This window comes from Methylobacterium sp. 001424705 (assembly GCF_059816145.1).
The window spans coordinates 1-19,523 of the sequence record NZ_JCBANU010000043.1 but is presented as its reverse complement, the minus strand read 5'-3'; the positions used below and the strand labels follow the sequence as shown (position 1 = coordinate 19,523).

The 19,523-nt window shown below is 60.0% G+C and carries 16 protein-coding genes; 8 read left to right on the top strand and 8 right to left on the bottom strand.

The features are described from left to right. Nucleotides 1-236: 236 nt before the first annotated feature. The 6 genes from AC6EUL_RS21840 (at nt 237) to lpdA (ending at nt 6,678) form a co-directional block, all read left to right on the top strand. Nucleotides 237-548, top strand: coding sequence for an FtsB family cell division protein (locus AC6EUL_RS21840; RefSeq protein ID WP_055953008.1), 312 nt, complete (start codon nt 237-239; stop codon nt 546-548). 142 nt (nt 549-690) lie between these two features. Next, a complete protein-coding gene (gene pdhA / locus AC6EUL_RS21835) occupies nt 691-1,785 on the top strand; it encodes a pyruvate dehydrogenase (acetyl-transferring) E1 component subunit alpha (protein ID WP_056211273.1) in 1,095 nt (364 codons plus the stop codon). 100 nt (nt 1,786-1,885) lie between these two features. Next, on the top strand, nt 1,886-3,334 hold the full coding sequence (locus tag AC6EUL_RS21830) for a pyruvate dehydrogenase complex E1 component subunit beta (RefSeq protein WP_499872662.1): 1,449 nt from the start codon (nt 1,886-1,888) through the stop codon (nt 3,332-3,334). A 58-nt stretch (nt 3,335-3,392) separates the two neighbouring features. Continuing rightward, nucleotides 3,393-3,674: a DUF5076 domain-containing protein gene (locus AC6EUL_RS21825; RefSeq protein ID WP_056211469.1), complete on the top strand. Its 282-nt coding sequence runs from the start codon at nt 3,393-3,395 to the stop codon at nt 3,672-3,674. A gap of 47 nt (nt 3,675-3,721) precedes the next feature. After that, nucleotides 3,722-5,152 carry a pyruvate dehydrogenase complex dihydrolipoamide acetyltransferase gene (locus AC6EUL_RS21820; RefSeq protein WP_499872660.1) on the top strand — a complete coding sequence of 477 codons (1,431 nt, stop codon included), beginning with the start codon at nt 3,722-3,724 and terminating at the stop codon, nt 5,150-5,152. Between the two features lie 86 nt (nt 5,153-5,238). Continuing rightward, nucleotides 5,239-6,678: a dihydrolipoyl dehydrogenase gene (gene lpdA, locus AC6EUL_RS21815; protein WP_499872658.1), complete on the top strand. Its 1,440-nt coding sequence runs from the start codon at nt 5,239-5,241 to the stop codon at nt 6,676-6,678. A 1,879-nt stretch (nt 6,679-8,557) separates the two neighbouring features. Here lpdA and AC6EUL_RS21810 read toward each other — a convergent pair. The 3 genes from AC6EUL_RS21810 to AC6EUL_RS21800 all read right to left on the bottom strand — a co-directional run bounded on the left by AC6EUL_RS21810 (nt 8,558) and on the right by AC6EUL_RS21800 (nt 12,063). After that, entirely contained in the window at nt 8,558-9,817 is a 1,260-nt protein-coding gene (locus AC6EUL_RS21810; protein ID WP_499872656.1) for a hypothetical protein, read from the bottom strand. Between the two features lie 282 nt (nt 9,818-10,099). Continuing rightward, nucleotides 10,100-11,713, bottom strand: coding sequence for a phage tail tip lysozyme (locus AC6EUL_RS21805; RefSeq protein WP_499872654.1), 1,614 nt, complete (start codon nt 11,711-11,713; stop codon nt 10,100-10,102). Between the two features lie 17 nt (nt 11,714-11,730). Further along, nucleotides 11,731-12,063: a hypothetical protein gene (locus tag AC6EUL_RS21800; RefSeq protein WP_499872652.1), complete on the bottom strand. Its 333-nt coding sequence runs from the start codon at nt 12,061-12,063 to the stop codon at nt 11,731-11,733. Nucleotides 12,064-12,753: 690 nt separating this feature from the next. On the opposite strand from AC6EUL_RS21800, the gene AC6EUL_RS21795 reads away from it, so the two are divergent. Continuing rightward, complete coding sequence (locus tag AC6EUL_RS21795) at nt 12,754-13,311, top strand: recombinase family protein (RefSeq protein ID WP_499872650.1); 558 nt, start codon at nt 12,754-12,756, stop codon at nt 13,309-13,311. A gap of 1,360 nt (nt 13,312-14,671) precedes the next feature. Next, nucleotides 14,672-14,878 carry a hypothetical protein gene (locus AC6EUL_RS21790; RefSeq protein ID WP_499872648.1) on the top strand — a complete coding sequence of 69 codons (207 nt, stop codon included), beginning with the start codon at nt 14,672-14,674 and terminating at the stop codon, nt 14,876-14,878. Between the two features lie 459 nt (nt 14,879-15,337). On the opposite strand, the gene AC6EUL_RS21785 is transcribed toward AC6EUL_RS21790, so the two are convergent. The 5 genes from AC6EUL_RS21785 to AC6EUL_RS21765 all read right to left on the bottom strand — a co-directional run bounded on the left by AC6EUL_RS21785 (nt 15,338) and on the right by AC6EUL_RS21765 (nt 19,338). After that, nucleotides 15,338-15,832, bottom strand: a complete 495-nt coding sequence (locus AC6EUL_RS21785; protein WP_499872647.1) for a PIN domain-containing protein — start codon at nt 15,830-15,832, stop codon at nt 15,338-15,340. Beyond that, nucleotides 15,816-16,931, bottom strand: coding sequence for an ImmA/IrrE family metallo-endopeptidase (locus AC6EUL_RS21780; RefSeq protein ID WP_499872645.1), 1,116 nt, complete (start codon nt 16,929-16,931; stop codon nt 15,816-15,818). Before AC6EUL_RS21780 ends, AC6EUL_RS21785 begins: the two co-directional genes overlap by 17 nt. Continuing rightward, a complete protein-coding gene (locus AC6EUL_RS21775; protein WP_499872643.1) occupies nt 16,928-17,488 on the bottom strand; it encodes a hypothetical protein in 561 nt (186 codons plus the stop codon). Before AC6EUL_RS21775 ends, AC6EUL_RS21780 begins: the two co-directional genes overlap by 4 nt. Next, complete coding sequence (locus tag AC6EUL_RS21770; protein ID WP_499872664.1) at nt 17,485-18,207, bottom strand: iron-containing redox enzyme family protein; 723 nt, start codon at nt 18,205-18,207, stop codon at nt 17,485-17,487. The genes AC6EUL_RS21775 and AC6EUL_RS21770 overlap by 4 nt, the downstream gene beginning before the upstream one ends. Nucleotides 18,208-18,345: 138 nt before the next feature. Next, nucleotides 18,346-19,338, bottom strand: coding sequence for a site-specific integrase (locus AC6EUL_RS21765; protein WP_499872641.1), 993 nt, complete (start codon nt 19,336-19,338; stop codon nt 18,346-18,348). Nucleotides 19,339-19,523 lie beyond the last annotated feature (185 nt).

Here is a 19,523-nt window from a genome sequence, read left to right as displayed (position 1 = left end):
AGCTGCGGGGGGGGGGGGGGGTGGCGTGGGGGGGGGGGGGGCGGGGGGGCGGGGGGGGGGGGGGGCGCCCCCCCCCCCCCCGCGCCGTGGGTGATCGAGCCCGCCTCCACCACGTGCCGGAACAGCGAGAGATCGACCAGATCGAAGCGCATCATCGGCTCGGGCCCCCCCTGCGCAGGGCGACCCTTCGCAGTTCCGTCAGCACTTCCTTAACCCTGTGGGTGCATCGTGCCGGCATGGTGGTCCGTCGTCGCGTCCGTGCTGTTCTGATGCCCCTCGGCCTCTACGCCGTGTCGGGCCTCGTCGTGGGCTTCTTCGTGCATCAGGCCGAAAGCGGCAACCGCGGCCTCGAGGCCAAGCGCGCCCTCAAGGTCCAGGCCCGCGCCCTGAACCAAGAGCTCAACGCCGCCAAGGCGGACCGGGCGATCTGGGAGCACCGGGTGGCCCTGCTGCGCAGCGATCAGATCGATCGCGACCTCTTGGAGGAGCGCGCCCGCGTCATGCTCGGCCGTGTCCATGCCAACGACGTGGTCATCATCGATCCCTGATCGGCCCCGGACGGCGAAACCCGTCGCCCGCGCAGGCGCTTCTCAACTGACAACTTCCCCGTTCTGTCGGGTGGGCGGCCTCGCTTTCACTTCGGGCGTGCCCTAGAACCCCGGGTGAACAGATGATCCCGGGGAGTTGCCGATGGATGCCGCGAAGGATGCAGGCCAAGCCGCCTCCGACACAAGCCGGGCGGGGGCTGAGCGATCCGGGGGGGCGAAGCCCACGGGCGCGGCCGAAACCCACGCGCCGGCCCCGAACGCGCCGCAGTTCACCCGCGAGGAAGATCTCCACGCCTATCACGAGATGCTGCTGATCCGGCGCTTCGAGGAGAAGGCCGGACAGCTCTACGGCATGGGCCTGATCGGCGGCTTCTGCCACCTCTACATCGGCCAGGAAGCGGTGGTCATCGGCATGCAGATGGCCTCGGTCGACGGCGATCAGGTCATCACCGGGTACCGAGACCACGGCCACATGCTCGCCTGCGGCATGGATCCGAAGGGCGTCATGGCCGAGCTGACCGGCCGGCGCGGCGGCTACAGCCGCGGCAAGGGCGGCTCGATGCACATGTTCTCCCGCGAAAAGCAGTTTTTCGGCGGCCACGGCATCGTCGGCGCCCAGGTTTCGCTTGGGACGGGGCTGGCCTTCGCCGACGCCTACAAGAAGAACGGCAATGTCAGCCTGACCTACATGGGTGACGGTGCGGCCAACCAGGGCCAGGTCTACGAGAGCTTCAACATGGCGCAGCTCTGGAAGCTGCCGGTGGTCTACGTGATCGAGAACAACCGCTACGCCATGGGCACTTCGGTGGCCCGCGCCTCGGCCCAGACCGACTTCTCCCGGCGCGGCATCTCCTTCGGCATCCCCGGCGAGCAGGTGGACGGCATGGACGTGCGCACCGTGCGGGAGGCCGCGACCCGGGCGATCCAGCACGCCCGCTCGGGCGAGGGTCCCTACATCCTCGAGATGCAGACCTACCGCTATCGCGGCCACTCGATGTCCGACCCGGCCAAGTACCGGACCAAGGACGAGGTCTCGAAGATGCGCGAGGAGCACGACCCGATCGAGATGGTGCGCAAGCGCCTGATCGAGATGCACGGGGTGCCTGAGGCCGAGCTGAAGGCCACCGACGCCAAGGTGCGCGAGACCGTGAACGAATCCGCCGAGTTCGCCACGCACGATCCCGAGCCGGATCCGTCCGAGCTGTGGACCGACATCCTGCTGGAAGCCCGCGCCTGAGACCCATCATGTGTCGGAGACGGGGCGGCATCCCGCGCATGCGGCCGCACCCCCCGTCTCCGAAGGGCTGACCGCCTCATCCTCGATCGACGAGTATTTCATGGCGACCGACATCCTGATGCCCGCCCTCTCCCCGACCATGGAGGAGGGCAAGCTCTCGAAGTGGCTGAAGAAGGCGGGTGACCCGGTCAAATCCGGCGACGTGCTGGCCGAGATCGAGACCGACAAGGCGACCATGGAGGTCGAGGCCATCGACGAGGGCGTGCTCGCCAAGATCCTCGTCGAGGAGGGCACCGAGGGCGTGAAGGTCAACACGCCGATCGCGATCATCGCCGCCGAGGGCGAGGACGTTTCGGCAGCGTCCGCTGGCGGCGGTGTCCCGAAACCCGAGACGTCCGCGCAGCCCGCTCCGGCGCCCGACATGCAGGCCGAGGGCCAAGCCGAGAAGCCGGCCCCGAGCGCCAAGACCGGCGACGACGCGCCCAGGGCCCCGGCGGCCCCCGCCACCATCACCAACAAGGCGCCGGCGCCGGCGCCGGTCATGGAGGAGTTTCCGGAGGGCACCGAGATGGTCTCGACGACCGTCCGCGAGGCCCTGCGCGACGCCATGGCCGAGGAGATGCGCAAGGACGACGCCGTCTTCGTGATGGGCGAGGAGGTCGCCGAGTACCAGGGTGCCTACAAGATCACGCAGGGGCTGCTGCAGGAGTTCGGCGCCCGCCGCGTCGTCGACACCCCGATCACCGAGCACGGCTTCGCCGGCATCGGCGTCGGCGCGGCCTTCACCGGCCTGCGTCCCATCGTGGAGTTCATGACCTTCAACTTCGCCATGCAGGCGATCGACCACATCATCAACTCGGCGGCCAAGACCCTCTACATGTCCGGCGGGCAGCTCGGCTGTCCCATCGTGTTCCGCGGCCCCAACGGTGCGGCCGCCCGCGTCGGTGCCCAGCACAGCCACGACTACTCGGCCTGGTACTCCAACGTGCCCGGCCTGAAGGTCATCGCGCCCTACACCGCGTCGGACGCCAAGGGCCTGCTCAAGGCGGCCATCCGCGATCCCAACCCGATCATCTTCCTCGAGAACGAGATCCTCTACGGACAGAGCTTCCCGGTGCCGAAGCTCGACGACTTCGTGCTGCCGATCGGCAAGGCGCGGATTCACCGTCCCGGCACCGACGTGACCATCGTGTCGTTTTCCATCGGCATGACCTACGCCCTCAAGGCGGCGCAGGCCCTCGCTGAGGAGGGTATCGAGGCGGAGGTGATCGATCTGCGAACCCTGCGCCCGATGGACACCGAAACGGTGGTGGAATCGGTGAAGAAGACCGGCCGCTGCGTCACCGTGGAGGAGGGCTTCCCGCAATCGGGCATCGGCGCCGAGATCTCGGCCCGCCTGATGGTCGATGCCTTCGACTACCTCGACGCCCCGGTCCTGCGCGTCACCGGCAAGGACGTGCCGATGCCCTACGCCGCCAACCTCGAGAAGCTGGCGCTCCCCAACGTCGCCGAGGTGATCGAGGCGGCAAAGGCGGTCTGCTACCGCTGAGGGCCGCGCGCGTTCCCCTCCCACTCTCCCCGTCCGGGGAGAGACCGGAGACGAGATGATGACCGACAAATTCGAAGAACTGTCCGCCCCGCCGGATGCCCTCGAGAACGGTGGCGTCGAGGTCCTTCGCGCCAGCGTCGTCGACGGGGCCGTGAGCATCGCCCTGCGGCGCTCCTTCGACGACGCAGCCACCTGGGGGCGCCTCCTCGCCGATCTCGCCCGTCAGGCGGCGCGGGTCTACGCGCTGGAGACCGAGATGTCGGAGGATGACGCCTTCGCGCGCATCCGCGCCGGCTTCGAAGCCGAGAGCCTCGACCCCGACGCGCCGATACTGAACTGACCGCCGCTCCCCCGATACCGCCCGCTGACGATCAGGATTTCCCCCCCATGCCGATCAACGTCCTGATGCCCGCCCTGTCGCCCACGATGGAGAAGGGCAACCTGGCCAGGTGGCTGAAGAAGGAGGGGGACGCGGTGAAGTCCGGCGACGTGCTCGCCGAGATCGAGACCGACAAGGCGACCATGGAGGTGGAGGCCATCGACGAGGGCGTGCTTGCCAAGATCCTGGTGGCCGAGGGCACGGCCGACGTGCCGGTGAACGACCTGATCGCCATCATCGCGGCGGACGGCGAGGACCCGGCCAGCGTGCAGGCCCCCGGCGGCGGGGCCGCCGAAGCCCCGAAGGCCGAATCCTCCAAGGCGGAGGCGACCGCCGAGAACGCCACGCCCGGCGGCGGAACGATGTCCTACGCCCGGGTGAACGAGGCCCCGGACGGCGCGAAGCCCACGGGTGGCAAGAGCGAGGGCGCGAGCCCCGGCGCCGCGCCGTCGAACGAGGTCGGACGCGTCTTCGCATCGCCGCTGGCCCGCCGCATCGCCAAGCAGGAAGGGGTCGATCTCGGTGCGGTGACGGGCTCCGGCCCGCGCGGGCGGGTGATCGAGCGCGACGTCCGCGCGGCGCTCGCGGCCGGAACCGGCAAGGCGGCCCCCGCCGCCGCGCCGAAGCCCGTCGAGACCCCGCAGGCAGCGTCCGCACAGGCCGCACCGCCCCCCGCCAAGGCGGCGCCCCCCGCCGGCCTCTCCGCGGACCAGGTACGCGGCTTCTACGCGAAGGGCACTTACGAGGAAGTCCCCCTCGACGGCATGCGCAAGACCATCGCCAAACGCCTCACCGAGGCGATGCAGTTGGCGCCTCACTTCTACCTGACGGTGGATTGCGAGCTCGATGCGTTGATGGCCCTGCGCGAACAGCTCAACACGAGCGCCGGCAAGACCAAGGACGGCAAGCCTCTGTTCAAACTCTCGGTCAACGACTTCGTCATCAAGGCGATGGGCCTCGCCCTGATGCGGGTGCCGGCGGCCAACGCCGTCTGGGCCGAGGACCGGATCCTGCGCTTCGACAATGCCGAGGTCGGCGTGGCTGTCGCCATCGACGGCGGCCTGTACACGCCGGTAATCCGCCGGGCCGACCAGAAAACGCTCTCCACCATCTCCAACGAGATGAAGGACTTCGCCGCCCGGGCGCGGGCCAAGAAGCTGAAGCCTGAGGAATACCAGGGTGGCGTCACGTCCGTGTCCAACCTCGGCATGTTCGGCATCAAGCACTTCACGGCGGTGATCAACCCGCCGCAATCTTCGATCCTGGCGGTGGGTGCGGGCGAGAAGCGCATCGTGGTCCGCGACGGCGCCCCGGCCGTGGCCCAGGTGATGACCACCACCCTGTCCTGCGACCACCGCGTCCTCGACGGAGCGTTGGGCGCCGAACTGATCTCGGCGTTCAAGGCGCTGATCGAGAACCCCATGGGGATGCTGGTTTAGGCGGGACGGAGCGTCCGCCTGGCGAATACGGCTGAACCACCCCCACCCCGTTCCCTCCCAGTGCGGGGAGGACGTAGGAGCGCCCAATGGCCGACACCTATGACATCCTTATCATCGGCGCCGGCCCCGGCGGCTACGTGGCGGCGATTCGGGCGGCGCAGCTCGGGTTCAAGACGGCGGTGGTGGACCGCGAGCATCTCGGCGGCATCTGCCTGAACTGGGGCTGCATCCCCACCAAGGCGCTGCTGCGCACGGCCGAGATCTACCACTACATGCAGCACGCCTCCGATTACGGCCTGTCGGCCGAGAAGGTCGGATTCGACACCGCGGCAATCGTCAAGCGCTCGCGCGGGGTCTCGACCCGACTGAACGGCGGCGTCGGCATGCTGCTGAAGAAGAACAAGGTTGACGTGATTTGGGGCGAGGCCACCATCACGGCGGCCGCCAAGGGTAATCAGCCGGGCCAAGTCACCGTCAAGGAGACCACCCGCGCCCCGGCCCCCAAGGGCGCTCTGGCGGCGGGCGCCTATTCGGCCAAGCACATCATCGTCGCCACCGGAGCGCGGCCCCGCGCCATACCGGGCATCGAGCCGGACAAGAAGCAGATCTGGACCTACTACGAGGCCATGGTGCCAGAGACGATGCCGAAGAGCCTGCTGGTCATGGGCTCCGGCGCCATCGGCATCGAGTTCGCCTCGTTCTACCGCACCATGGGCGCCGAGGTGACGGTGATCGAGCTGCTGCCGCAGATCCTGCCGGTGGAGGACGCCGAAATCGCGGGCCTCGCCCGTAAGCGCTTCGAGAAGCAGGGCATCAAGATCCTCACCGGCGCCAAGGTGACGAAGGTAGAGAAGTCCGCCCACGCCGTTACGGCGACGATCGAGACGGGGGACGGCAAGTCCCAGCACCTGACGGCGGAGAAGCTGATCTCGGCGGTGGGCGTCGTCGGCAACATCGAGGGCATCGGCCTCGAGACTCTCGGGGTTACCATCGAGCGCGGGATCGTGGTCACCGACGGCCTCGGGCGCACCAATGTGCCCGGCGTCTACGCCATCGGCGACGTCGCCGGGCCACCGATGCTCGCCCACAAGGCCGAGCACGAGGGCGTGCTCTGCGTCGAGACGATCAAGGGCCTTCACACCCACGCCATGGACAAGGCCAAGATCCCCGGCTGCACCTACTGCCAGCCGCAGATCGCCTCGGTGGGCCTCACCGAGGCCAAGGCCAAGGAGCAGGGCTTCGCCGTGAAGGTCGGCCGGTTTCCCTTCGCGGGCAACGGCAAGGCCATCGCGCTGGGCGAGCCGGACGGTCTGGTGAAGACGATCTTCGACGCCAAGACCGGCCAGTTGCTGGGCGCCCACATGATCGGCGCCGAAGTCACCGAGCTGATCCAGGGCTACGTCGTCGCCATGAACCTGGAGACCACCGAGGAAGACCTGATGCACACGGTCTTCCCGCACCCGACGCTCAGCGAGATGATGCACGAGAGCGTGCTGAATGCGTACGGGAAGGTGATCCACACGTAGGACTGAGAGATGACCAAAAGCCTCGCTAGAACAAGCTGTTAACCGGCGGAACCTAGCGGGGCAGGGGCTCTATGGTCAAGCCTCCGGGATACCTTGAGAGACACCCTCACTGCCCCTTAGTGTGCCCAGAGTGTGCCAAGAGGGCAGGGGGTATCAGCGAGCCTCTGCGGGTCTCCGAAGTAGCCCGTCCCTTAAAGCCAAGGCAGTCCAACTAGGTGGAACGCCTGGATCACGGCTTTGCCCCGAATCACCGGCTCCGAGAGCCACGGGTCTGCCGCAACGATGTCAGCCTCGGCTCGGTGGTAGGCTTGGAGGAACGCTGTGCTATGAGGGCTGTCCATCTGACGTGCTAACTCGATCACGGCAGTAGCGTTAGCCATGACTGTTTCGTCGCTTTCGAGGGATTCATATCGCATCTGTGACCCTACAGCCGAGCCTGAGAACATTAGGAGTTACTCAGGAGCGGGAGGCTGAGTTCCAAGGTTTGCTGCGGCAAAGCGCCTGTAGCTATCTCTCGGCTCGACGGCTGTTCAAACTACCGCCCTCGTACAGGATAACTGGATGACCTTGGGCGAAGCTAACACCAAGATCGAACTTCGCAGACCCGGACTTGGATGTGCCTCGGTTGGGATTGCTGACGCTGAAGTCAATTGTTGACCGGGCAGCACACTTCATTACCGATGGGTTACACACTACTTTGAGTGTACCAGGGCGATGGACGTACCTACGGACGGGCCATTGATTTATAGCCCTTCGCTTCTCAGCAATAAGGTCAGCATGAGTGTATCTATGCCCGTAGAACATGACCGTTGGTCCATACATATACGGAACCCCAGCAACCGGGCTCGCATCGTTGGAGGACCATATTTGTAAATAGCGGTTAGCAATCGAGGCTGTGCGTTCGTTCATCTCTTGCAGTCCGATAGCTTGAGCCGAAGCCGAACACAGGAACGCCGGAGCCACGAAGATCAACAATTTACGTTTCAGCATCTAGACCGCCGACAGTTTGAGACGAGGCTTACGATAGCTTCGGTGTTCCTCAGTATCCTCAAGGCTGCGCTAGCCACCCCATCACCCCATCCGTCCGCCCGGAGGTAACTCGCTGTCTTGATCCAATAGGCTCCCTCCCGGGCGCAGTCTCAACGGATTCAGCATACCGTACACGAGCAGGCACCGAGTGGACCTTGCGTACAGTGGCTTCAGCTTGATCGGGAATGATCACCTTCCTAGCACCACGATCAGCCAGTGGAGTACGGTCCCGTTTGACCTCTATCTTTGCAACCTGAGCTACCTCTGGTCTCCGGGGAGGCAAGGGTACCGCTACTACCATGCTCTCTTGTTTCGCACTGCTTCCTCGCTCCTCAGCGGTATCCTTTAGGTGGAACTCCAGGGGTGGCTGAGATGGGCGGGAGGCCTGCTTTGCTTGGGCATTTTGGACAGGATCAACCCAACTGCCGGAGCCGGTTTCAGCCGAAGGGCGGATAGCCGGTGCAGCCTCAGGGGGGCGAATGAGATGAGCTTGTGTTGCCACCTGGGTTGGCGATGCTGCGCCAGTGGCCAGTGTGCTCTGCGTTCCGGGTTCGCTTCTGTGCCCCATGGAAACAAATGCCACAGTGGTAGCCACCCCAGCTGCGAAGGCAGCGCCAATGACGTAGCGAGACGTTGGTGGGGTAGCCATCAGTAGCCGGTGCTCCGCTTAGGGTATGGAATGACAGAGGAACACGGTGCCGGACAGCAGGGTTCCAAATTGACACCGCGCGAGGAGTGCGCCTGAACGTATGCCTAAGACGTACCTACGAGTTGAGCCGGCGTGTTTCCTCAGGCTTTCCTTAACACCAAGCCCAACGCAAATCTTTCCTATACTAATAGGCGTAGATTCTTAGGCAGCTTTCAGCTTCTCAAGTGCCCCAGGAGCCTCACAGACAGGCTTTGACACCACCGTCAGCCCCACACCCAGCACATCTTCCGAAGCAGCCTCCATGGCCCTCTGAGCGGCCTCTTGATGGCTCTCAGCCACCATACATCCATCGTGCATCCCTAAGGCCACGATCCCTTGAGCCATAAGCCTCTCAAGGGCACCCATGAGGATGGTGCTCTCGGTAAACATCAGGCTGAGGCCCAGGTTGGTGCCAAACACATCCACAAGGTCAGGGTGTTTGACCGAGAGTGCATGTCTCAGGGCCTTCGCTGTGGTGCCTTCAGGTAGGTCGCTGAGGATTTCAGGCACGTTGGCAGCACCACCATTCAGAAGAGCGTTGAAGCCAGCCTTGGCCCCATTGCGGTGTGTCGGGTGGTCCCTATCATAGCCCGGTAGGATGCCCGTTAGATCGTACAGGTCTCCCTCTGGTGCCTCCTGGCCCGTGTGTAGGTAGGCGAGACGGGCGAAGGCGTTCTTGAAGTCCAGATCGCAGACAGGCTCCCCATTGATCCGTAGGTGCTGCCTGCGGTCCCTCTGAAGGTTCTGCCAGAAGCCGCCAAAGAGTCGCCCGTTGAGGTCCCACCGGGTGTCCAAGTTATTCAGGGTCGTGAACCTTCGGCGCATGGTGCGATCCTCGGTCCTAACCCCAGGCAGGAGCCCATCATCCACAAACGTTAGATCGGCAGATCGAAGGAACTCATTGATGCTACGGACTCTCTCTCGGTATTGATCCACACAAGGATCAGTGGTCCTGTAGTTCACCTGTGAGCGGTACTTCACGTAATCCGCGCCATACTTGGTCGCCACGAGGCCTCTATAGGTGATGCTCAAGATGATGACTTCTTCTTCCGGGTCTCGTCCAAAGTCACTTGGGCTGATGCCAAGACTCCGCACCTGATCCACAAATCCATCTGTGGGTCTGATGGTCGTGGTAAGGCGCGCTCCGGCTCTGCCCTTCCGAACACTCAGGACCAAGTCTGTGAGGGCTACCAGGGCCTTGCGGATAGTGCTGACGGTCAGCGAGGGATGCTCATAGCGAGTGACCCTGTGCCCATCGTCCTGGGTGAGTGCGAGACATCCGGTCCAGCTAGGCCTGATAATTAGGTAGGCCAGATTGACCACCAGGGCTGCTATGGCCCTCTCGAAGTCCTCCTGAGCCCTGGCGCTACGCCTCCTAGCTCGCCTCTCGGTCTCAGTGACTGTGTGTATGGTGGTGGACACCAAAGCCCTGAGGGGATCACCCTGAGCTATCACCCAATGATCTAACCATTGGTCCTTAGGTCTTGCTGTAGTGACTCTTTGTGTTGCCATGGTCCTCCTATGGTATCCTTAGGTAGATACTCCATATGATATATAATTGATGTATGTCCTGTAGGTGTCCTATGTAGCCATGGTACCCATGGTAGAACCCGGGCACCCCAGCCCACTATAAGGCAAGCCGGTAAGAGAAAAGAGGAGACCCATGAAGGCCTCCCCTTAGTCATCCATATCTATCCAGACACCTTACGGGCCGACTAGCTGGACATCCTCAGGCCTACTCCCAGGCCTTGCGTTAGCCTTGGCTTCCTCGGCTTCCTTCCGTCGATACCACTCTATGAAGCTCTCCTTGGGCTTCTCCCGTAGTGTCTTCAGCGGGTCTCTGCCTGTTGTCTCCGGTCCACCCTCAGGCGGCTTCACGAAGGCCTCCCAGCCCCCATCAATGCCGTCCCGCGCCGCCTTGAGGCTCCCCAGCCGTTCTTGGTGTTTGGTCGTGTAGGAGCCCGAGGGATCGAAGTCCTTGTATTGACGCAACAGGGGCTCATTGTACTTCTGGTGCTGTTCATAGGTCTTCTGGAAGTCATCCGTGAGACCTCGGAATAGCGTCGCGACAGCCTTGTTGTCATACTTGGATGACCCCGGAAGCAGTGCATCAAGAGCCCGTGCGGCGTCACCTTCGGTCTGAACACCTTTGGCCTCAAGGAGCCTCGCGTTCCTTAGCTTCTCAAGATGGGCATATAGCTGTGCAGCGTTCCGGGTCTTCTCATCGGAGTTTCCAAGGTAGTTAGAGAAGTCATTACCCATCCGACCCATCGCTGAGAGGTCCACCTGGCCATCCATGAGCATCTTGGTGAACTTCTGTGTGTCAGCCGCAGCGTTGTACGCCACCTCAGCCGCTGTGTTGTTCGCCTCGAATAGCTTCTGACTGCCTTCGGACATCGGGTTAGCCTTAGGCGGCAGCATGTCCTGAGTGCCGAACGTGCCATCCCCATTATCGATGATCGCTTTGCCTGACTCAGGGTCCAGCTTGACGATGCTCTTGGTGCTCGCTGCGGTGCCAATCTGCTGCGTCGTGATAGGTCCGCCGTCCCTTGGAACACGGATGAGCTTGCCTGACTGCTTGTCGTAAATGTTCTCGAACTTGTCCCGTTCAGCCTTTCGATTGCCGTTGAGGTATCCAGCGATCTTTGCGGCCCCTTCAGGGTTGTCACGGGCCATCATGGCGATGCCAGCCCCGCCAAGGGCATCCCCCAGGTTCCAGCCCTCCTGAGGCTTACCGAACAGGGCACCAGGGCCACCGTCAAGGAACGCCTCAAAGCCCTCCTTCGATGGGGCCTGCGGTATCGACCCAGTGGTCTCGGGATCACTTGGAGCGGGCTGTAGGTCGCCTGGGGTTCGCGGTGGAGCTTGACCACCATTCATCTGCCGGAAGGCCTCCTCAGCGGCACTCAGACGACCACCGTAGTTGTGAGCACCCGTAGGATCGCGAGGAGTCCACCCCTGAGGCCTAAGCGAGGACACAGTGGCATTCACTGCGGTCTGTAGGTCCTTGGCTCCCTTGAGGCCCCAGCGCGACTCAGAGCCGTCCTGTTCGTCATACCAGTGAGCGGCCTGGACATCCGGGTCATCCCAGGTCTTGCCCATAGTCCGCGCCTTGGTATCGAGTGCTGCCTTGCGCTCATTGCGCCATTGGAAGCCACCAAAAGCCGTCCCACTGTCACCGGGAGCCCCGTTAGTCCGTAACCCGTTCTCAGCACTGGCATTGCCGATGGATGCCGCTATGGACATGGGGTTGTACCCACGGGCACGCCCCTGATTGATGAGGGCCTGAGCGAAGGGGTTATTGAGGTCGATTGGCATTCCTGTGCGACCCTCCCTTAAGCCGCTTCAAGGCGCGCTGAGTCATCGGCTATCAGAGTGGCCCAAAGGCGCATCCGGGCTATGGCGACCTGATCCTGGGTCATCTCAGCGAACGCCAAGATCATCCCGCAGATTTCCATCGGGTGCTCAGTCGGCACGGCTTTCTGGAAGCATCGGAAGAGCGTGTTTCCAACCGAGACTATGAAGCCCTCCTCAACTTCGGGGGTTTCTCGACTCAGCGCCCACATCAACTCTGATGGTGACAATTCCTCAAGCGACACGATGGTCTCCTGAGCTTTATCCTGGGTGTTCTCTATCATAAATCTGCCTTTGGTTTGACCATAGGTCATCCTTTGCCGCCCAGCTACTCGCTGACAGTCATGGAATCTCTATGCTTGTCTGTGTGTCAGCCCCGCGTCTTACTCAGTGTGGGGCCGCGAGGCATCCGTCACGGGATATACATACTTTGTGCTATGTTGTGGGAACTTATTTGATGGCTGAGGTGTACAAGGATATGGGGCAGTCTACTTGACTGATAGTTGAGGCCGCACAAGGCACTGATAGTCCAGCAAAACAGCCAAAGTGACGCACCGGCAACTCACGACGGCCGAGTAGTGAAATAATCATCTAAATCTCTGATAAGACTGAAATAATTGTCTGTTCAAATCGTCGCCTCAGGCGGCCGAACTACACCAAGGGCTATAGGGGCCGACAAAGCGCCTTCCCGAGCCGCAGCCACGCTTCTCCCGTTCGACCAACTGGCAGCCTCCCGAATACGCACGGTTGCCGCCTGTCAGATGCCCCAGCTCAAGCTCTGAGTGCACCGATGCGCCTCTGCCCGCTGTGTCCTTGGTTCGTTCTGACAACAGCCGGGGCTCTTGCCGCCTGCCTTGCTCTGATCCCCTTCCATGTCACTCAAGGGTACACCGCCACGATACATCCCGTTGTTACGCCAAAATGCGTCACAAAACGGTTGACAACGGACTTCTGATACAGCAGGATGTCTAGGTCTAGATCGTTCTGTTACAGGACCCGCCCAAATGGCCGTCTACGGTTACGCCCGAGTCAGCACCACCGACCAAGACCTCAGCCTTCAGGAGGGTGCATTGAAAGCCGCTGGCTGTGAGGTGATCCGCTCCGAGAAGAAATCCGGCACCACCACCACGGGCCGCACAGAGCTTCAGACGCTCTTGGACTTCGCCAGGAAGGGGGACACGATCATCGTCACCCGTATCGACCGCTTGGCCCGCTCCATTGCCGACCTTGCGTCCCTGGTGGACGGCCTGGAAGCCAAGGGTGTAACCCTGCGGGCCACTGAGCAGCCTATCGACACGTCAACGGCAGCCGGTCGGTGCTTCCTTCAGATGCTAGGCGTCTTCGCTGAGTTCGAGACCAACCTACGCCGTGAGCGTCAGCTTGAGGGCATCGCCAAGGCCAAGGCTGCGGGGGTGTACGAGGGCAAAGGTCGCCCGGTGTCCATTCCAGCGGACAAGGTGCGAGAGTTGAGCATACAGGGCCTGGGACCCTCAGCCATCGCCAAAGCCCTCGGGATCAGCCGCATGTCCGTCCACCGGGTCCTGAACCCCAAGGCAGCTTGAGCGGAATGACGGGTCAATGTCTGCCAGCGAAGCCCTGTGATCTGTCATCTTGATGATGCGGGGTGAAGCTGTGCGTCTGTGAGGATGCGGTGCGCTCCCCTCCGGGCCAGACCTAAGACATCAGAGCCGCAAGCCTCGGGACTCCTGCGAGCATTTCTCAGGGACGATCCATGGACCCCACTTTCAAATTTCGGCTAAAGGGACAAGTTGTTGTTGGACCTTAGGCTGACGTGAAGCCTCCTGGGGATTCTGGTGTGGAGCCAGATCAACACATGGCCCTCAGGTCGCCCACAGAAGGCTCAAGACGTCTGGTAGCTTAAGCATTGCGGGCAGGGACTCAGCGAGCCACAGTGAGGCTCTACGAGGCTCCTAGGCACCCCCAGACCCCATGCGTCCCATCCTCGGCTCTGCCCTAGCTTGCCTCATGGCAACCTCAGCCTCAGGCACATCGATTACGGCTGTTCGTCGGGACATCAGTGGCATCAGGTTCGATGAAGTGGATGGTCAGATCAGGACCGAGAAAGATGCGTTCAAGGATGCCTCATGGTCCTACTCAGGCGACGACAGTACCCAGCAAGGAAACCTGATACTTCAAAACTCAAAGGCTGCTGGTAGCACCGCAAGGACCGAAAAGGCCTACCTTCAGCGTATGCAGTCGGGTCATTGGTCCTTTGTGAGTGTCCTAGACGACGCTGTGTGGGTCCATTCCATCTACCCAGCTACAGGCCGCTTGCTCGTCACACAGAGCACCAGCACGTTCATCAAGACGCTCTCGTCCAAGATGATGACGGGCACCTGTCAGGTCTCCACTCGTTAGGTCCCGCTGGTGGCCTAATGGCGGAGCCGAATGTCCTGAGGACGAGCCGGATGATGCTGTAGCCGTTCGGTGGTGTTCGCCCAGCGTACTCATGGGAGGCGAGACCGAGAGGCTGAGAGCCGGGCTCAGACACTAGGGTGGCCTAAGGGTCCCATTCCAGCGGGTCCCTCCTGAGGGCAATTCTCAGGGATCAGACCCCCAGCCCACTTTCAAATTTCCGCTAAAGGGTTGTTCTGTTGTTCGACCTTGGGCTGACGTGTGTCGCCTGGGGGTGCGCCGGAGCAACGGGAAACCTCGGGTCCCATCTACGGGTCCCTCCTACCGAAATATCCTAGGCTGCCACACTGCACTGACACATCAAACGGGGCGGGGGCAAAGGTTCGCCTGGAACCTTCCGGTGTCACACAAAGGACAGAGAGCAATTCATACGTCCTACCATGGGATGTAATCTGCCATGAATACTATCGTATGTTGACATAAGCCAAGCTTAGAGATATTGGATGCTCGACCGCTACATAGACAGCGGCAACTTTGGGCTAGGCCATGCGCATCATCGACCTGTTTATCCTCGGCGCTGACATTCAATCCACCATCACAATGTTTCACCCAGTAACAGCCTCAGCACGCCTCTGGTGTTCTACCCAGGCCTTAGGTGTGTGGGCCAATGATGTGCTTACGGTCGCTTCAGTCGAGCACCTGACAACGATCATCGATGCAATCCCAGACGGCTTCGTGACCATCACGATGTGAACTAGGGGAGACCTTTCGAGGTCTCTTTGTCCAAACACATAACGATTTCCATTGTAGAGGTACTTGCTTGATGTCTGAGGGCGGACTTCCTGTCGGCCTTGGCCCCACCGACACCCGTGCCCTCATGAGGCTCGCCTGGGCCCTTGAGCACTTCCGTACGGTGTACCCGAAGGGGACCATCCGTCAGGCCTCAGCCTTCCTAGCAGTCGCCATTACTCCTGGGTGGGGTCCTACAGAATACGCAAAGGCCCTCGGCACCATTCAGCCAATCGCCTCACGTTGGTTGTTGGACCTGGGGTCAAGCGGAAGGGAACACGAAGGTCTGGGCTTGGTGGAGCGCACGACGAGCTTAGAGAACCTGAGGCATGTTCATTACACACTGTCACCGAAGGGCGACGTGTTGGCTAGGAATCTCGCGGAGGCAATCCAAGGGCAGCCAAGAAAATCAAATAACAAGTCTTAAGCTAGAACGGCATGAAAATACCTGGGTGGCACACGAGGAAGGAAACCGCCCTGGGTCTTCATAGCCTGATACGCTTCATGAGCCTTGTCTGGCGATAGACTCCCTATTCGGACAGCTTCCGACAGTAAGCCCAATGATCCTGTAATCCGTGGCTCACCTAGTTCGCGCTTTGCAGCGCGCCGTGCCTTCCCATCGTCGGAAGCCATGCCACAACCAGATTTGAGACTTATAGCAATGCACTCAGCTTCACCTAACCCAATGTTGTATTCGTCTGCTATCCGTCCAACTTCCGATGCGAAGATACCCGCGCCTGAAAGATTTGTAAGTAACCCCCTAGCTGCATAAGACTCAATCACTTCCACATGTGACTGTATTTCATCTTCGACCAAACCTTGATACTGCAAATTCCTGCCAAGCGTAGAAGCTATGACATCTAAAACACTTCCGTTTATGAGATTGATTAGACAGCAAGTATCAATACAGGTCAGCATCGAAACTCATCTCTTGAGATAATTGCGACACCGGAAGCCCCATCAACTCAGCAAGCCGCCCAACTGACACCTCTGAATTAACTAATGCTGGCTGAATTCTACTAAGGAAAAACCTAGACCACGATCTCCAATCATAATCTTGCCTTCTGGGTAATCCGAGTTCGTCTGCTCGTTTTTCGGGTGATTTATATGTTTCTCGAATTTTATTATACAGAGATTGTCCGCCACCACGGGGAAGAAGCTGTAAATCTTCACATCTTCTCGCGGCGACTTGAAAGTTCACCCCGAATAGGCGAGCAAGAAACAAGATTTCAATGTCGCTGAGCCCATCACCGGAAACGTTGTATTTCCGACGAAACACTGCAAGGGCATCAGCAATACCGGAGTATGGCAAGAGGAGTGCTGCGGCGAAAGTGTTTGCAAACCATTCCGTGTTGCGGGTATCTCCACTCGACTGGAGGACATCCTTATCGAACCACCCACCGTCTTCTTCCGGCAAGTCAACCAAATAGTGGGCGAGCTCATGAGCGAGGGTAAAGCGCATTCGTGCGTCAGTCCGCTCGGCCAGAAAAACAAATTGCCGCCCATTGAGCGATAATGTAGAGCCTTCAATACTTCGGAATTGGCTAACTACCAAATAAATACTCGTTCTTGATATTATCCGGCGATCAAGATTTATTATGGGGGATTTGTCGTCCACTTGGAGCGTTTCCTTGCGGCAAACCTGCGCTAACCACTCGGCAGTCTCAAAATCTCGATCCTCAAGTTGACTACCGACGCGGAGAGCAGCCCTATCTGGAAGCATCTCGGAAAATGAATAAGCGCGGTCCGTGATATCTATTGTTTCGGCCGTGTTGACAAAATCTGCGACAGCAAAATTCTGCCGTAACTTCAGGGTCGATGGTATTTCAGTCGCCCGGCCCGATATAAGCTGCCGGGTCTTCACATTTAATGACTTAGCGATTGCTCTGATTTCGTCTATGGTTGGGTCAGCACCGCCAATCAAAGCCTCTAAACGTGCATCCTCGATTCCAGAACGAGACAGTTTCTCTCTGGGAACGGAAGCATGATTTAGATATGTCTGAAGGGGTGTGCTCATGTTTTGATTGAACGAAGCCAAGTCTCAAGGTCATGGACCTGACCCTCATCCATCCTCCTCCATCGTGGCACAATATCGAATGATCTATTTGCCTGCTTGTTGAATATCTTTGAAAGCACGGGGACGGTCTGTTGTCTTGAAGTTTCAACCTCCTCAGGTTCAGAGGCCCACACCGAGTCGCCCCCCACCAAGTAATTCTCTACTCGGCGTTCAAAGTTAGAATGGTTATCTATGGGGTCATGGTTGCCATTTTCGTCTACTATGATGTTGCCTGTTAGCTGACCACTTGCTGCTTTCCTCAGGCGGTTTTCTGGAAATCTTTCGTAGGCCTTCATTGCCGAAATTTTCTCTTCGACTTGAAATCCACCAACGACATATGGCTGATGTGCTGAAACCTGCCCACTGATACAAAAGACCCAGTCACCTTTCTCAACACTACGTCGAAGATTGGGAACACAGGCACCCAAAGTCGGGGGCTTTCCGAATATCGGGTCATTAAATACCCAACCTCGCGATGGGTCTGATCCTTTGTAAAGCCGATAGATGTAGCCTTTCACTTTCCGCTCCAATATGAATTTACCCCAGTGGCGGCTTGCAACATGCCATCATAATGCAAACTAGTAGCTACGAAAGCGTCTCTAACAGACATTAGAATGCCTTCTGCGTCATCAGTCACTGAAGGCTCATCGATTATAGAAAGAGCCCGCTCGGCATGCTCGCGGTCCATTGGGCCATGAATACGATAGGTTTCAGCTTGATCTGATGTCATCCCATACCCGCGCGTGTAGGCATCGAATATCTTCGGGCTAAGTTCGCTGTAAAAATACTCGACTGCACCAGCCCCGATCATGTGGTGCATCGGCCCGCGATCCCCAATGTCTTTATACAACGCAATTGCCGCAGAGTTTCCCGGAGTTGGAGAGGCGCCTATAATGTCGACCTCCTTGACACCTCCAATGAGCAACAAACGCTTGATTAGCTCTACGTGACTAGGTCCGCTGTCATCATCAGTGCATTCCTCTTTATAGGTTTCCATGAGAAGTTCATGTGCTCTCCTAGAAACGGATGCCGACTCTTCCGCTGCCTTTTGACGGAAAAAACGTCCTACATTGGACCTTATGTAGTGCTGCCTTTCGGCTAGAAGTACTTGATCCAAACTTAAGCGCCCCTGTATGATACCCTGCCACAGAGGATGATACTCGAATGGAAAAAGCTTATAGCAATCTAAAATAGCGTCCCTAGTAATCGTTCCCAAGACCGCCGCTCCTTGGCCCACAGATTTGAGACATGATGCGACTGCGACCGCAGATTGTCTAGCCAGAGCCGCCACAAGGGGTCTTGAAATCGTCCTGAATCAACAAACGACTCCGACGCCGCTGGGTCATACATGAGCAAGGGCCGCCAGAGGACTATCCTAGGTCAGCTTCCCAGCGACATCCTCCGCCCTTAGATGGGTGTACCTCAGAAGCATCCGGGTATCCCTGTGGCCACTGATGAGTGCCACCTCGGGTATGCTCAGGCCCATCTCAAAGAATCGACTGACAGCTTCGTGCCTAAGGTCGTGATACCGGAAGTTCGGCAGGGGGGCTCTCATCATCACCCTTCGCCAAGCCATCTTCACAGCGTCCTCGGTCGTCGGGAACACCAAAGCTTCCCTTGAGACGCCCTCAGGTCTCTGAGTGTTCAGAAGCTCTACAGCCCGTGTGGTCAGGGGGATCGTCCTGGCGTGTCCATTCTTGGCCCTAGGAATGTGTAGGGTTCGCTTGGTGGTATCCACATCGCACCACCGCAGCCTAAGGACCTCCCCCCGCCTCATGGCCGTCTCGATTGCAAATTCGATCATCGGGAGAATGCAGGGATTCCGAGACCGCCTACAGGCCTCCCTCAGCATCTCCCACTCCCCGGGCTCCAAGCGCCTTGTGCGGCCATCAGAGACCCTTGGCTTCTCCACCAGGGCAAACGGGTTCTCGGGGATCGGGAGACCCCAGACATTCCGGGCCACCTTGAAGGCATGCTGATAGAGAAGAATCTCACGGCACACGGTCGATGGCTTCACCACCGATAAGCGTAGGTCCCTGTGGTGGGCCACCTTGGCTACCGTAAGGGCACTGAGTGGCACCTTGGCTATCGCGTGTTTCAGGAGCACCCGAATCGCCATTCCCTCCCTGACAGCCCCACGCTTCTTTGGTGTGACCTCGGCCTCATAGCGAATCAGGATGTCACCTACGGTGGTCGTGTCGAGGACCTTCAGCCCAACCGGCAGGCCCCGGCGGTCAGCCTCAGCTTCGACCTTGCGAGCCCAGGTCTGTGCGTCAGCCTTGGTGATGAATGATCGTGTGAGGGCAGGGGAGCCCTTGCGTCGGACCTGAACGTGCCACCTGTCGTTCCGCTTTCTGATCGTCGCCATGTGCCGGTCTCACTGTGCCCAGATTGTGCCAGCGAGTTCCTGCGGGGTGTTCGGACAGTCCTCTTTCAGCCCTCAACGAATAAGGCTCCGAGACCGCTAAGTGTCTGACAGGGCTACGTCGTCGCCATGAACCTGGAGACCACCGAGGAAGACCTGATGCACACGGTCTTCCCGCACCCGACGCT

Excerpts from the sequence above, each read along its gene's own strand:
- AC6EUL_RS21840 (WP_055953008.1), top strand. The coding sequence starts at position 237 with ATGGTGGTCCGTCGTCGCGTCCGTGCTGTTCTGATGCCCCTCGGCCTC.
- pdhA (WP_056211273.1), top strand. The coding sequence starts at position 691 with ATGGATGCCGCGAAGGATGCAGGCCAAGCCGCCTCCGACACAAGCCGG.
- AC6EUL_RS21830 (WP_499872662.1), top strand. The coding sequence starts at position 1,886 with ATGGCGACCGACATCCTGATGCCCGCCCTCTCCCCGACCATGGAGGAG.
- AC6EUL_RS21825 (WP_056211469.1), top strand. The coding sequence starts at position 3,393 with ATGACCGACAAATTCGAAGAACTGTCCGCCCCGCCGGATGCCCTCGAG.
- AC6EUL_RS21820 (WP_499872660.1), top strand. The coding sequence starts at position 3,722 with ATGCCGATCAACGTCCTGATGCCCGCCCTGTCGCCCACGATGGAGAAG.
- lpdA (WP_499872658.1), top strand. The coding sequence starts at position 5,239 with ATGGCCGACACCTATGACATCCTTATCATCGGCGCCGGCCCCGGCGGC.
- AC6EUL_RS21805 (WP_499872654.1), bottom strand. The coding sequence starts at position 11,713 with ATGCCAATCGACCTCAATAACCCCTTCGCTCAGGCCCTCATCAATCAG.
- AC6EUL_RS21800 (WP_499872652.1), bottom strand. The coding sequence starts at position 12,063 with ATGACCTATGGTCAAACCAAAGGCAGATTTATGATAGAGAACACCCAG.
- AC6EUL_RS21795 (WP_499872650.1), top strand. The coding sequence starts at position 12,754 with ATGGCCGTCTACGGTTACGCCCGAGTCAGCACCACCGACCAAGACCTC.
- AC6EUL_RS21790 (WP_499872648.1), top strand. The coding sequence starts at position 14,672 with ATGCGCATCATCGACCTGTTTATCCTCGGCGCTGACATTCAATCCACC.
- AC6EUL_RS21785 (WP_499872647.1), bottom strand. The coding sequence starts at position 15,832 with ATGCTGACCTGTATTGATACTTGCTGTCTAATCAATCTCATAAACGGA.
- AC6EUL_RS21780 (WP_499872645.1), bottom strand. The coding sequence starts at position 16,931 with ATGAGCACACCCCTTCAGACATATCTAAATCATGCTTCCGTTCCCAGA.
- AC6EUL_RS21765 (WP_499872641.1), bottom strand. The coding sequence starts at position 19,338 with ATGGCGACGATCAGAAAGCGGAACGACAGGTGGCACGTTCAGGTCCGA.